The sequence below is a fragment of the Pseudonocardia spirodelae genome (assembly GCF_037727765.1).
GTDB classification, from domain to species: Bacteria; Actinomycetota; Actinomycetes; order Mycobacteriales; family Pseudonocardiaceae; genus Pseudonocardia; species Pseudonocardia spirodelae.
This window is the reverse complement of the sequence record NZ_JBBJUP010000025.1, coordinates 32,736-45,859: the sequence shown is the minus strand read 5'-3', so window position 1 is coordinate 45,859 and position 13,124 is coordinate 32,736. Positions and strand designations below refer to the sequence as shown.

The following is a 13,124-nucleotide window of genomic DNA, read 5'->3' as shown; positions in this document are numbered from 1 at the left end:
GTGTCGTGTCCTCTCAGGTCCGGGTGAAGGCGGGGTAGCCGTTGGCCGCTTCCTCGGCGCACTTCTGCCGGTAGGTGCCGACCCCGCCGATGTAGGACAGCAGGCGCCGCGGCTTTCCGGGCACGTTCGAGCCGAGGTACCACGAGGTCGTGTTCGCGACGAGCGTCGCGCCCGCGACCTCCTCGTGGTGGTCGACCCAGGCGTCCTCGCCCTCGGCGGTCGGCTCGATCACGGACCTGCCCTCCGCGCGCAGCGTCGCGATCGCCTCGGTGATCCACTCGGTCTGCTGCTGCAGGCAGGTGGTCATGTTGCACAGCGCCGCGGACGGCGCGAGCGGCGTCGCGGTGGTGAGCAGGTTGGGGTAGCCGTGTTTGGCCAGGCCCATCGTGGTGCGGATGTCGCGGCCCCACTCCTCGGCGAGCGACCGGCCGCCGCGGCCGCGGATGTCGATCCGGGTCAGCGCGCCGGTGCCGGCGTCGAAGCCGGTGGCGAGGATCAGCACGTCCAGCTCGTGGACGGTGCCGTCGGCCAGCTCCACGCCCTCGGGCCGGATCCGGGCGATCGGGGTCCGGCGGCAGTTCACCAGGTCGACGTTCTCCCGGTGGTAGACCTCGAAGTAGCCGTTCTCCAGCGGGACGCGGTGGGTGCCGAACCCGTAGTCGGTCGGGACGAGGGTCTCGACGAGGTACGGGTCGTGGTGCAGCCGCTCGCGCATCTTCTCCCGGACGAACTCCGAGATCTCGTCGCTGACCTCCTGCACGAAGAACATCTCGCCGAAGCTCGCCAGCCACAGCTTGAGCGAGCCGTCGGCGTAGATCTCCTCGAGGATCTCGCGCCGCTGTTCCGGGGTGCAGTCCGCCCACACGTGCTCGAAGTCGTACTCGAACCCGGTGAAGGTGTGCGGGATCGTCTCGCGCAGCTCGTCGAACCGGGCGTGGTAGCGCTGCTGGTCGGCCTCGGTGTAGGTCGGGTTCTTCATCGGCAGCGCGTACTGCGGGCCACGGGCGAACACCGTCAGGTGCCCCACCTCGGACGCGATCGTCTGGATGATCTGGATGCCGGTGGCGCCGACGCCGACCACCCCGACCCGCTTCCCGGCGAGGTCGAGCCCCCCGGCCGGGTAGGACGAGCTGTAGGCCAGCTGTCCGGCGAAGGTGTCGGCGCCCTCGATGTCGTGCAGCGGCGCGGACAGCATCCCGGCGCAGGAGACGAAGAACTGGGTGTCGACGACGTCGCCCCGGTCGGTGCGGACCGTCCAGCGGCCGCGGTCCTCGTCGTAGTGCGCGGCGGTGACCCGGGTGTCGAACCGGATGTCGCGGCGCAGGTCGAGCCGGTCGGTGACGTAGCGCAGCCAGCTCTCGATCTCCGGCTGGCCCGGGAACTTCTGGCTCCAGGCCCATTCCTTGTAGAGCTTCTCGTCGAACAGGTACTGGTAGATGTAGCCCTCGGAGTCGAAGCGGGCGCCCGGGTAGCGGTTCCACCACCAGGTGCCGCCGACGTCGCCCGCGGCGTCGAACGCCTGGACGGTCAGGCCCTGCTCCCGCAGCTGGTGCAGCTGGTACAGCCCGGCGACGCCGGCGCCGAGCACCACGGCGTCGACGGTCCGGGTCGGGACGGTCGGGTCGGTCATGGGTCCTCCTCGTGTGCGCGCCGGGTCAGGCGAAGGTGATGAGCGGCTTGACGATGCCGTCGGTCTTGTCCTGCATCATCGAGAACGCGGTCTCGATGTCGTCGAAGCCGAAGCGGTGGGTGGTCATCGGGGTCGGGTCGACCCGGCCGGAGAGCAGCAGCTGGAACAGCCGCGCCATGCGGGTGTTGCCGCCGGGGCACAGCCCGGTGTGGATCGACTTGTCGGCCATGCCGAGGCCGAAGGCGTCGAGCGGGAGCGTGAGGGGCTCGGGGTTCTCGCCGTGGTAGCCGATGTTGGAGACGCGCCCGCCGGCCTTGGTGACGCGCACGCACGCCTCGAAGGTCTGCGGGAACCCGAACGCCTCGATCGCGGCGTCGACGCCCACCCCGCCGGTGAGGTCCATGATCTGCTCGACCGCGTCGCCGTGGGTGAAGTCGACGACGTCGTCGGCGCCGAAGCGGCGGGCCAGTTCCTGGCGTTCGGGGCGGGACTCCACGGCGATCACCCGGCCCGCACCGAGCAGGTTCGCGCCGATCGTCGCGCTCAGCCCGACCGGGCCCTGCGCGAACACCGCGACGGTCTCGCCGAGCCCGATCCGGGCGTGCTCGGCGCCCATGAACCCGGTGGAGAGCATGTCGCAGCAGTAGGCCGCCTTCTCGTCGGACAGCTCGTCGGGGATGGGGGCGAGGTTGCCCTTCGCCGCCGGGACCACGAAGTACTCGGCCATGTTGCCGTCGACCTGCGCGGTGTAGCGGTAGCCGCCGAGCGGGCCGCCGCACTGGCTGGTGAACCCGGACTGGCAGTACTCGCAGCGGAAGCACGGCGTCACCGCGTTGACCGCGACCCGCTGGCCCTCGGTGAAGCCCTCGACTGCCGACCCCAGCGCGTGCACCACGCCGACGGCCTCGTGGCCGAGGGTCACCCCCGGCGCGACGGGCAGCGCACCCTTGACGGTGTGCACGTCGGAGGTGCAGATCAGCGCCGCCGTCGTGCGGACGACCGCCTCCTCCGGGCCGGGTTCGGGGATCGGCTTCTGGGTGACCGCGGTCTTGCCGACCTCGGGCATCACGAACGCGTTCATCATCTGGGGCATCGGTCCGGCTCCGTGGGCGAGGGGGGTGGGACGCTGCCGACCGTCGCAGCGGCCCCGGGCGGGTGGTCCCCCCTTCCGGGTGGCCCGGATCACATCCCGGGGGGTGGCGGCCGGTCCCGCAGGCCCCGTCACCGCGCCGGAAACGGTGATAACGGACAGAATGGCCGGGTGAGCCGAGACGCGTCCCCCTCCCACCTGCGCCGCACCGGGACGGCGGTCGCGGCCGTCGCGCTGATGGTGGCGGCGGGCTGCGGCGCGGCCGCCCCCGCGGCGCCCGGCCCCGCACCCGCGCCGGCCCCGGCGTCCGGCCCGGCCCCGGCGGCCCCCGGCGAGCTGCGGGTCACCGAGGTCGCGGGCGGCTTCTCCCACCCCTGGGACATCGGTGTGCTGCCCGACGGCCGGGCGCTGGTCACCGAGCGCGGCGGACGCATCTCGCTGCTCGCCTCGCCCACCCCCGGCGCCGCGGTCACCCCGGTCGCCGCCGCGCAGGACGACGTGTTCGCCCGCGGCGAGGGCGGCCTCATGGGGCTGGCCGTGCATCCCGACTTCGCGACCGGCGCCCGGTTCACCACGTGCCAGACGCACGCCGGGGGCGGGAACCCGGTCGACGTCCGGCTGGTCACCTGGACGCTGTCACCGGACGGCGCCACCGCGACCCGGGTGGCCGACCCGCTGGTGGGCGGACTGCCGCTCGCCCCGAGCGGGCGGCACTCGGGCTGCCGGATCGCCGTCGACGACACCGGGGCGCTCGTCGTCGGCACCGGGGACGCGGCCACGGGCGCGGTCCCGCAGGACCTCACCTCGCTCGGCGGCAAGACGCTGCGGGTCGACCCGGCCACCGGCGGCCCCGCCGCGGGCAACCCCTACGCCGGCGCCGCCGATCCGCGTCAGCGCCTCGTGTACACCTCCGGGCACCGCAACGTGCAGGGCGTCGCGATCGAGCCGGGCACCGGTCGCATCGTCACCGCCGAGCACGGCCCCACCCGCGACGACGAGGTCAACGTGCTGCGCCCCGGCGGCAACCACGGCTGGGACCCCGCGCAGGGCGGCACCGTCGGCGGCTACGACGAGTCCGTCCCGATGACCGACCTCGACCGCTACCCCGACGCCGTCGCGGCGGCGTGGAGCTCCGGGAGCCCGCCCGAGGCCCTGGCCGGTGCCGCGTTCCTCGACGGGCCGCGGTGGGGCCCGCGCGAGGGCATGCTCGCCGTCGCGGCACTGCGCGGGCAGAAGCTGCTGCTGATGCGGCTGGGCGCGGACGGCGTGGTCGCCGACGTCGAGATCCCGGCGGTGCTCGACGGCACCTTCGGCCGGCTGCGCGGGGTGCGGGCGGCACCGGACGGGGCGCTGCTGGTCACCACGTCGAACGGCACCGACGACCGGGTGCTGCGGGTCGAGACGGGCTGACCCGGCCGGCGCGTCAGCCCGGGGTCCGGCCCGCCCCGCCGTCGCCCCGGCCCCGGCGGCCGGGTCAGCGCTGCAGCAGGTGGACCTCGCGTTCCAGCTCGCCCATCCGGTCCCGCCGCTCCGGCGGCGGCTCGGGGACCGGCTCGCCGGAGTTGATGAGCCGCACCGTGTCGGCCAGCCGGTCGACCCGGCGCAGGATGCCGTTGCGGTGCAGGAAGTACGCCACGAACCGGGTCAGCACCGCGACGACCAGCGCGATCCCGACGGACAGGTAGTCGCGCAGCCGGATGTCGTTGATCTCGGTGATCCGGTCGTCGAGCAGCTCCCGCTCGCCGGTCTGCATCTGGTCGACCCGGCTGCGGATGCCGTCCATCAGATTCTTGCCGTAGGCCAGGTCGCCCCGGATCTCGGCGCCGGTGTCGCCACCGGCGGCGACGACGTCGCGCTGGCGGGCCAGGTCGGCCATCTGCTTGCCGGACAGGTCCCGCAGCTCGGCGATGCGGGCCAGCTTGTCGGTGCGCGGCTTCTCCCCGGGCTCGGCGGCGGCGAGCGCGTCGAGCCGGTCGAGCACGGACGGCAGCTGCGCGGACGCCTCGGTCCAGGGCTGCAGGAACTGCGTCTGCCCGGTGAGCTGGTAGCCGCGGACACCGGTCTCGGCGTCGACCATCAGGGTCGTCAGCTCGCCGAGGGTGCCGGTCATCTCGAACTTGCGCTGGATGTCGGTCTCGATGTCGACGCGCTGCAGGTTGCCGGTCAGCGCGAGCGACGCCGACACCAGGACGGCGAGCAGCGGCAGCCCGATCGTGATCCTGGTCTGGACCCGCATCGGGACGCGGTGCCAGCGCCGCAGGACGGGCTGCGTCGCAGCGCTGACGGTGTCGCGAACACTCCGGGCCACCGGGGGAGTCTAGGGACGGGCACCCGTTCCCGGCCCGTCCGAGCGCCGCCGCCGCGGCCGCGCTCGGCTACAGGAGGCCCGCGGCCCGGGCGGCGATCACCGCGCGCGCCCGGTTCCCGGCGTCGAGCTTGCGCATCGCGCTGTGCAGGTAGGCCTTGACGGTGGGGACGGTGATGCCGAGCCGGGCGGCGATCTCCGCGTTCGTCGCCCCGACCTCGACGTGGCGCAGCGTCTCGATCTCGCGGGGGGCGAGCAGGCGCGGCGCGGGCGTCGTGCGTGGCTCCGGGTCCGGCGCCACGCCGGTGAGGCCGTGATGGATCCGGACCAGCCGGTCCCGCAGCTGCGGGTCGCTCGTCGCCGCGATCAGCGAGGCCAGCTCACGGATCGCGCCACCGCTGCTGCCCCCGGGCGTCTCCGCAGGCGCCGGGCCGTCCCGCCGCTCCAGCAGCGCGGCGGTGTCGCGCCCGATGGTCGCCGCGACGACACCGGCGTTGCGGACGGCCACGTCGCCGATCGGGCGGCTCTCCCGCGACGCCGCGTATACGACGCCGTGCACCGTCCCGTGCACGACGACCGGGTAGGCGAGGATCGAGGACAGCCGCTCGTGCTCGACGACGGCGTGGTCGTAGTCGTGGGTGATGCCGGCCGTGGTCGCGTAGTCGCGGACCCGGCACGGGGCCCGGCGCGCCATCGCGGCGCCGCCGAGCCCGCGGCCCGCCGGCACGCTGAGCAGGCGCAGCGAGTCTCCGAGCGTCCCGATGAGCCGGCTGATCGTGAGCTGCCGGTCGGGGCCGAGCGCACGCGTGGCGCCGCCGAACACCACCGGCAGCCCGGTCGTGCTCCGCAGCTCGTGCAGCCGGCGGCCCAGGACCGAGTCGAGGGCGCGCGCCACGGAGTCGTCGTGCAGCACGGAGGTCCTCCTCGGTCCGGTCCGGACGTCCCTGCCCGGTGCGCGGCGGTCGTGACGAGCAACGAGGCGCCTCGCGCGAGTTCTGCCAGACGCCGGGGCCGCACGTCAAGCCGCGCCGGCGGGCCCGGTTCCCGGACGGCCGGACGCAGACGCCACCCCCGACTTCGGTTGGTAGCGGCCCGTCGCCGCCCCGCACGACGCTGCACCCACCACAGACCTGCTCGACGAGGGGCGCCCTGATGTCCACTCCACCGACCGGTCGGCCGCCGGTACCCCTGCGCCGGGTCGCCGCTGCGAGCTGCGCCGGTACGACGATCGAGTTCTACGACTTCTTCATCTACGGCACGGCCGCGGCGCTGGTGTTCCCGAAGGTGTTCTTCCCGGCGCTGGGCGCCACCGCCGGCACCGTGGCGTCGTTCGCGACGTTCGCGGTGGCGTTCTTCGCCCGCCCGGTGGGCGCGATCGTGTTCGGCCACTACGGCGACCGGATCGGCCGCAAGCGCACCCTGATCTCGACGCTGCTGCTGATGGGCGTCGCGACCGTGCTGATCGGGCTGCTGCCGGGCGCGGACACGATCGGCGTCGCCGCGCCGCTGATCCTGGTGGCCCTGCGGTTCTGCCAGGGCTTCGCCGTCGGCGGCGAGTGGGCCGGGGCGACGCTGCTGACGGCGGAGTACGCACCGAAGGAGAAGCGCGGCCTCTACGGGGTCTTCCCGCAGCTCGGCCCGGCCATCGCGTTCGCGCTGTCCTCGGGGACGTTCCTCGCGACCGGGCTGATCATGGGCGACACCGACGAGGCCTTCCTGGCCTACGGCTGGCGGATCCCGTTCCTGCTGTCGATCCTGCTGGTCGGCGTCGGGCTGTGGGTGCGGCTCTCGATCGAGGAGACGCCGGCGTTCCGCGCCGAGCAGGCCCGTGCGGCCGCCGCGCCGCGCCCGGCGCAGAAGCTGCCGTTCCTGCAGGTGCTGCGCGACCAGCCGCGCGAGGTCCTGCTCGCCGCCGGTGCGCTCACCATGCAGTTCGCGTTCTTCTACATGGGGACGGCGTACCTGACCTCCTACGGCACCAACCCCGAGGGCGCGGCGCTGTCGCGGCCGGTCGTGCTGTCGATCGGCATCGGCGCCGCCGTCGTGTTCGGCGCGGTGATCGTGGTGTCCGGGATGCTGTCCGACCGGTTCGGCAGGCGGACGATGATCCGGATCTCCTGCGCGGCGGGCGTCGTCTGGGCGCTGGTGCTGTTCCCGCTGCTCGACACCGGCAGCGCGGCCGCGTTCGCGCTCGGGCTCACCGGCACGATGGTGATCTTCGCGATCACCTACGGCCCCGTCGGGTCCTACCTGCCCGAGCTGTTCCGGGCCCGGCACCGCTACACCGGCGCCGGGCTCGGCTACAACCTCGCGGGCGTGCTCGGCGGGGCGATCCCGCCGCTGCTCGCGCCCGGGCTGGCCGCGACCCACGGCTCGATCGCGATCGGCGTGATGCTCGCGCTGACCGCCGTCCTGTCCTTCGTCTGCGTGTCGGCGCTGACCGAGACCCGCAACCGCGCCCTCGAGCACGAGGCCGCGCCCGCCGTCGTGGAGTCCTGATGACCGCTCGACCCTCCAACCACGAGCTCTACCGCGGTGCCCGCGACCGGCTGGTCGCGCGGCACGGCGACCACGAGGGGGCCGTCGACGACTTCGACTGGCCACGGCTGGACGGCGCGTTCCAGTGGGCCCACGACTGGTTCGACGTGATCGCCGACGGCGAGTCCCGCACGGCGCTGCGCATCGTCGAGGAGGACGGCACCGAGGGCGCCTGGAGCTTCGACGAGCTGCGCCGCCGGTCGAACCGGGTGGCCCGGTGGCTGTCCGGGCTGGGGGTCGGCCGCGGGGACAGCGTGCTGATCATGCTCGGCAACCGCGTCGAGCTGTGGGAGTCGATGCTGGCGGTGATGAAGCTGGGCGCGGTGATCATGCCGACGACGACCGCCCTCGGCGCCGTCGACCTGCCCGACCGCCTGGAGCGCGGCGACGCCCGGTTCGTGATCGCCGACGTGTCGTGCACCGGCAGGTTCGAGGGCCTGCTCGACGGGCGCACGGCCGTGGCCGTCGGGGGAGCGGCGCCGGGCTGGCTGGCGTTCACCGGTGCCGATGCGGCCGACGACGCGCCCGTCGAGCACCCCGGGACCACCGCCGAGGACCGGCTGCTCCTGTACTTCACCTCCGGCACGACGAGCCGGCCCAAGCTGGTCGAGCACACCCAGGCGTCGTACCCGGTGGGGCACCTGTCCACGATGTACAGGCTCGGCATCAGGCCCGGCGACGTGCATCTCAACATCAGCTCGCCGGGCTGGGCCAAGCACGCGTGGAGCTGCTTCTTCGCGCCGTGGATCGCCGGGGCGACGATCTTCCTCCACAACTACTCCCGCTTCGACGCCGCCGCGTTGCTGGGCCAGATCCGGGACAAGGGCGTCACCACGTTCTGCGCGCCGCCGACGGTGTGGCGGATGCTCATCAAGGCCGACCTGTCCGGCGGCCCGGGCGCGCTGCGGGAGGTCATCGCCGCGGGCGAGCCGCTCAACCCGGAGATCATCGAGCAGGTCCGGGCGCAGTGGGGCCTGACCCTGCGCGACGGGTTCGGCCAGACCGAGACCACCGCCTCGGTCGGCAACACCCCCGGCTCGGTCGTGAAGCCGGGCTCGATGGGCCGCCCGCTGCCCGGCGTGCCGGTGGTCCTCGTCGACGAGGTGACCGGCGAGGTCTCCGACACCGAGGGCGAGATCTGCATCGACCTGTCCCGGCGGCCGGTGAGCCTCATGACCGGCTACCTGGACATGCCGGAGAAGACCGCCGACGCGATGGCCGGCGGCTTCTACCACACCGGCGACACCGCGACCCGCGACGACGAGGGCTACCTGTTCTACGTCGGGCGCACCGACGACGTGTTCAAGGCCAGCGACTACAAGGTCTCGCCGTTCGAGCTGGAGAGCGTGCTCGTCGAGCACCCGGCGGTGCTGGAGGCCGCCGTCGTCCCGCAGCCGGACCCGGTCCGGCTGGCCGTGCCGAAGGCCTACGTCGCGCTGGCCCCGGGCCACGAGCCGACCCGGGAGACGGCCGTGGCGATCCTGACCCACGCGCGCGACCACCTGGCGCCGTACCTGCGGGTGCGGCGCCTGGAGTTCGCGGAGCTGCCGAAGACGATCTCCGGGAAGATCCGGCGGGTGGAGCTGCGCGCCCGCGAGCGGGACGCCCCCGGCGCCGTCGCGCAGACCGAGTGGCGCTACGAGGACCTGCCGGAGCTGCGGGGCTGACGGTCCCGACCCGGGGGCCCGGACGTGAGCCCACCCGGATGCCGTGCGGTGCGCGCTCGACCGCGAGTACCCGCATCGGCTCGACCAGCCCGTGCTCGGCCGCGCGGTAGTGGGCCTGGTCCGGGAGGCCCGCGAGCCCGGCGACCGAGCTGGTCAGCACGACCGAGTCGCCCGGCCGCCGTCGATGATGTCGAACATCTCCTGCCGGTCGCCCCGGTGACGGTCGCCGCGGCCCTCTCGGGGCTTGGCGTCCTGAGCAGTGCTCGTGCTCGAGCGCCGCCGGCGGGGCCCAGGGCCTGTTGAAGTACTGCCGGCAGCAGACCGTCGTCGCCGAGCGGATCGAGCCGCGCTCCGAGCCGAACTGGTATCCCGTGTCGAAGTCTCGCGGCGACCTCATCGCGAAGGTCGTCCGGTTCCTCGGTGCCCCCGACTGGCGACGGCGACTCGGTCGCCCCGGGGCGGGGAGCTGACCCGGGCCGGGGTCCGGTCGTCGCCGGATCCCGGCCCCGCTCGGTCCCGAGTCCGCGTGGGTGGACACACGGCCCCTCGGGGCTCTCCGTCGGACTCGCGGCCTTCGGCTGCGAACCGCCCCGTCTCGATGGAGGCTCTGAACCCGCGGAGGGGTCGGCGTGATGCCGGCGCCGAGGAAGTACGGGGCCTGGCCCTGTTCCCCGGACACGATCGGTGTGCTGATCATGTCGCGGTAGCGGCGGCGGTGTGACGTCGTCCGCGGCCGGGGCGGGGCGGGGCGGGGTGGCCGGTGCTGGTGTGGCGTCGGCGGGGGTTGTACCAGGCCTCGATCCACTCGAAGATCGCCGCGGACAGCTGCTGCGGGGTGTCCCGATCGCGGGTGTCGAGCGGCTCGCGCCGCGCAGCCGACCGGAACGGTCCGATCGGCGTGTCGTCCACGCTGGACGCGACCCGGCCCATCGAGCCGAGCAGCCGGCCTCGCGCAGCCGGTGCCCGAAGATCCAGGAGGTGGACTGGGCTCCGCGGTCGGCGTGGACGATCGCACCGGGTGCGGGCCGGCGTCGCCAGGTCGCCATCCGTGGTGTGTCGACGACCAGCTCGGCGCGCATGTGCTCGGCGATCCCGGCGGCGCGTAGCAGCCGTGCGACTCGTTCACGTCCGCGGCGCACCTCGCGGGCCATCCGCAGCCCGGCGTGCACCCCGCGGTCTGCGGCACCTACTCGAGGAGGCCGGGACCGTCGGTGGTCTCTGCTGTCCTCGCTGCTCCGACGGGGCGGACGCGACCGGGCCTGCCCCGGCCCCGTGGCGGACGTTCAGTCCCGAGCGTCCCGCGTCCTCGCGGATGCGGCCGCGCGGATGACCGCGACGACCGGGGTCGCGACGTCCCGGGCGTCGTTGCGGCGGACGACCCAGGTGTTCATCGGCTGCCCCAGGCCCTCGACCGGACGCCACACCCAGTCCGCCAGCTGCCGGGCGGCGGTGTGCGAACCGGCGAGCACCGCGTCGGCCTCGGCGGCCTCGGCACTGGCCCTGGCGTGCTCGACGAACCGGGCGAAGATCCATACCGGGGCGATTCCGAACGTGCTGGCTGCGGCGAGCACACCGTCCTGCTGAGTGGGGATCTGGTCGCGGGAGTGCACCAGCACGCGGAGCCCGTCCAGATCGACGAGTCGATAGACGGCCGATGCGGCGAGCGGATGGTCGGGGCGGACCGCGACACCCAGGGGCTCACTCGCAACCAGCGCGGACCAGGTGCCGGCGGGCGGGATCTGATGGACCAACGCCACGTCGAGGCGCCCCTGGGACAGGAGTCGCAGCTGTTCGGCGCTGCCCGCCTCGACGAATCTGACGGTGGCCCCGGGAACGTCGTGCAGCAGCCCGCGCGCCACGTGAGAGGTCCACTCGGTCGACAGGCCCGGCGGCAGCCCGATCTGGACGAGCTCACGTGGCGGTGCCTCGGCCCGTACCGCCTCTCCTGTCGCGTCGGCCAACGCGATGACCTGCCGGGCATGGGTGACGAATGCCCGCCCGGCCGCGGTCGGAGTGACCCCGCCTGGGCCCCGCACGAACAGAAGCTCTCCGAGCTCGGTCTCCACGGCGCGGACCTGCCTGCTCAACGACGGCTGGGCCACCAACAGCGCCTCGGCCGCCCTGCCGAACGACCCGTGCTGCGCGACCGCCAGGACATAGCGCATGTGTCGCAGCTCCACCGGACCAGTATCGCCCGAACCCCACTGGTCATGCTTCGCAGGCATGCCCGGGTGACGCGGGCGGTCTTGGACAGCCGGAGGGGTTCGAACGTTCACTTCTTCCGTGACCGACGACGACGTGGACATCAGAACGAGCCCCCTGGCCGTGTGCTCGATCATGCTCTTCGAGCACACCCCCGATGAGGCGATCGAGACCGTCGCGGCCTCGGGAGCGACCGGGATCGAGTGGCGGGTCGACGATCGGGGCCCGGGTGCGGGCACCGACGTGTTCACCGACAACCGCTGCACCCTGCGGTTCGACGACGTCGCACCCGTCGTGGAGCGGTGCCGCCGGGCCGGGCTGGAGGTCGTCGGGCTCGACACCTATGTCGACTCCGGGGACCTGACGACCGCCCGACGCGCGGCCGTGGCAGCCGCCGACGCGGGCGTCGGCTGGTTCCGCTTCCGCGCCCCCTGGCGCGACGGCGAGCCGTGGGTCGAGCACGCCCGGGCCGCCCGTCGGTTCGTCGGCGAGCTGGAGGAGCTCACCGCGCAGTACGGGGTGCGGGCGCTGCTCGAGCTGCACCAGCGCTCGATCTGCCCGAGCGCGTCGCTGACCGCCCGCATCCTGGAGGGCGCCGACCCCACCCGGGTCGGCGCGATCTACGACGCCGGGAACCTGCTGGTCGAGGGCTACGAAGACCACGACACCGCAGTGGAGCTGCTGGGTGCCCACCTCACCCACGTGCACGTCAAGAACGCCCGCTGGGTGCCGTCGGTGGCGGGAGCTCCGTGGCAGCTGCAGTGGTCCCCGATGGACCGCGGCGTCCTCGACGTCGCTGCGCTGCGTCTTGCGCTGCACCGCGGCGGCTACCGCGGCTGGGTCTCGCTGGAGGACTTCAGCACCGATCTGGCCCCGGCCGCGGCGCTGCGGCGCGGGCTGGAGGTCCTCGGTCGGACCGAGCCCGCAGTGGAGCCGGCGTGAACGCCGGGCGGGTCGCCGTCGTCACCGGTGGCGCGGGCGGGCTCGGTGCTGCCATCGGGACACGACTGATCGGAGTGGTCGAGCACGTGGTGCTCGCCGACCGGAACCTCGACGCGGCCCGCGACCGTGCCGCGCAGATTCCCGGCGCCGTCGCCCTGCCCCTCGACGTCGCCGACGACACCTCGGTCGAGGAGTTCGTCGCGGACGTCGAGAAGCGGTACGGGCGACTCGACGTCGTCGTCAACAACGCCGCCGTCACCGCAGTCCGGGAGCTCGACGCCCTGCAGCGTGCCGACTGGGAACGGCTGATGGCGGTCAACGTCTGGGGGCCGACCGCGCTGTGCAGGGCCGCCGCCGGGGTGTGGCGCGGGTCGGGCACCGGGGGACGGGTCGTCAACATCACCTCGCGGACCTGGCTGTCCGGTGGGCCGGTGGCCTATGTGACCTCCAAGGCGGGCGTCGTGGGGCTGACCCGCTCGCTCGCCCTGGAATTCGCCCCGCTCGGGGTCACGGTCAATGCGGTCGCACCCAGCATGGTCGCCACACCCTTCACCCGGTCCGGGCGCACCGAGGCCGAGTACGCGGCCTTCGAGGCCAGGCACCTCGCGATGACTCCGATGGGCCGCTTCGCCACCCCACAGGACATCGCGGAGGCCGTGGGTTTCCTCGCTTCGCCCGGCGCGGGGTTCATCACCGGCGAGGTCCTGCACGTCTGCGGCGGTGCGCAGCTCGCGCCGTCGCCCTGAACGA

Annotated in this window: 10 protein-coding genes and 1 pseudogene; 5 read left to right on the top strand and 6 right to left on the bottom strand. The window is 73.7% G+C overall.

Annotation, left to right across the window (positions count from 1 at the left end; genetic code table 11):
- Nucleotides 1-13 precede the first annotated feature (13 nt).
- On the bottom strand, nucleotides 14-1,630 hold the full coding sequence (locus WJX68_RS23605) for a flavin-containing monooxygenase (RefSeq protein WP_340294853.1): 1,617 nt from the start codon (nucleotides 1,628-1,630) through the stop codon (nucleotides 14-16).
- Nucleotides 1,631-1,655: 25 nt separating this feature from the next.
- Nucleotides 1,656-2,723 (bottom strand): NAD(P)-dependent alcohol dehydrogenase, encoded by a 1,068-nt coding sequence (locus tag WJX68_RS23600; protein WP_340294850.1) that lies wholly within the window; start codon nucleotides 2,721-2,723, stop codon nucleotides 1,656-1,658.
- A 195-nt stretch (nucleotides 2,724-2,918) separates the two neighbouring features.
- Here WJX68_RS23600 and WJX68_RS23595 point away from each other — a divergent pair, with 195 nt between their 5' ends.
- The gene (locus tag WJX68_RS23595; RefSeq protein ID WP_479692290.1) at nucleotides 2,919-4,130 is read left to right on the top strand and encodes a PQQ-dependent sugar dehydrogenase; all 1,212 of its coding nucleotides are present in this window, start codon (nucleotides 2,919-2,921) and stop codon (nucleotides 4,128-4,130) included.
- Nucleotides 4,131-4,194: 64 nt separating this feature from the next.
- Here WJX68_RS23595 and WJX68_RS23590 read toward each other — a convergent pair whose 3' ends face one another.
- Together WJX68_RS23590 and WJX68_RS23585 are read right to left on the bottom strand one after the other, a co-directional pair.
- The gene (locus WJX68_RS23590) at nucleotides 4,195-5,028 is read right to left on the bottom strand and encodes a CHASE3 domain-containing protein (protein WP_340294845.1); all 834 of its coding nucleotides are present in this window, start codon (nucleotides 5,026-5,028) and stop codon (nucleotides 4,195-4,197) included.
- 67 nt (nucleotides 5,029-5,095) lie between these two features.
- Nucleotides 5,096-5,938: a helix-turn-helix transcriptional regulator gene (locus tag WJX68_RS23585; RefSeq protein ID WP_340294842.1), complete on the bottom strand. Its 843-nt coding sequence runs from the start codon at nucleotides 5,936-5,938 to the stop codon at nucleotides 5,096-5,098.
- A 239-nt stretch (nucleotides 5,939-6,177) separates the two neighbouring features.
- Between WJX68_RS23585 and WJX68_RS23580 the strand changes: the two genes are divergently transcribed.
- Both WJX68_RS23580 and WJX68_RS23575 read left to right on the top strand, forming a co-directional pair.
- A complete protein-coding gene (locus WJX68_RS23580; protein WP_340294839.1) occupies nucleotides 6,178-7,524 on the top strand; it encodes an MFS transporter in 1,347 nt (448 codons plus the stop codon).
- A complete protein-coding gene (locus WJX68_RS23575; protein ID WP_340294837.1) occupies nucleotides 7,524-9,230 on the top strand; it encodes an AMP-binding protein in 1,707 nt (568 codons plus the stop codon). The genes WJX68_RS23580 and WJX68_RS23575 overlap by 1 nt, the downstream gene beginning before the upstream one ends.
- Before the next feature lie 40 nt (nucleotides 9,231-9,270).
- On the opposite strand, the pseudogene WJX68_RS23570 reads toward WJX68_RS23575, so the two are convergent.
- A pseudogene (locus WJX68_RS23570) lies at nucleotides 9,271-9,627 on the bottom strand (hypothetical protein); the annotation flags it as partial.
- A gap of 886 nt (nucleotides 9,628-10,513) precedes the next feature.
- Nucleotides 10,514-11,410, bottom strand: a complete 897-nt coding sequence (locus tag WJX68_RS23565) for a LysR family transcriptional regulator (protein WP_340294835.1) — start codon at nucleotides 11,408-11,410, stop codon at nucleotides 10,514-10,516.
- Nucleotides 11,411-11,513: 103 nt separating this feature from the next.
- Here WJX68_RS23565 and WJX68_RS23560 point away from each other — a divergent pair, with 103 nt between their 5' ends.
- Entirely contained in the window at nucleotides 11,514-12,374 is an 861-nt protein-coding gene (locus WJX68_RS23560) for a sugar phosphate isomerase/epimerase family protein (RefSeq protein ID WP_340294833.1), read from the top strand.
- The gene (locus WJX68_RS23555; RefSeq protein ID WP_340294830.1) at nucleotides 12,371-13,120 is read left to right on the top strand and encodes an SDR family NAD(P)-dependent oxidoreductase; all 750 of its coding nucleotides are present in this window, start codon (nucleotides 12,371-12,373) and stop codon (nucleotides 13,118-13,120) included. Before WJX68_RS23560 ends, WJX68_RS23555 begins: the two co-directional genes overlap by 4 nt.
- Nucleotides 13,121-13,124 lie beyond the last annotated feature (4 nt).

What these genes read in the sequence shown, in the direction of transcription:
- WJX68_RS23605 (WP_340294853.1), bottom strand. Translation starts at nt 1,630, where the DNA reads ATGACCGACCCGACCGTCCCGACCCGGACCGTCGACGCCGTGGTGCTC.
- WJX68_RS23600 (WP_340294850.1), bottom strand. Translation starts at nt 2,723, where the DNA reads ATGCCCCAGATGATGAACGCGTTCGTGATGCCCGAGGTCGGCAAGACC.
- WJX68_RS23580 (WP_340294839.1), top strand. Translation starts at nt 6,178, where the DNA reads ATGTCCACTCCACCGACCGGTCGGCCGCCGGTACCCCTGCGCCGGGTC.
- WJX68_RS23575 (WP_340294837.1), top strand. Translation starts at nt 7,524, where the DNA reads ATGACCGCTCGACCCTCCAACCACGAGCTCTACCGCGGTGCCCGCGAC.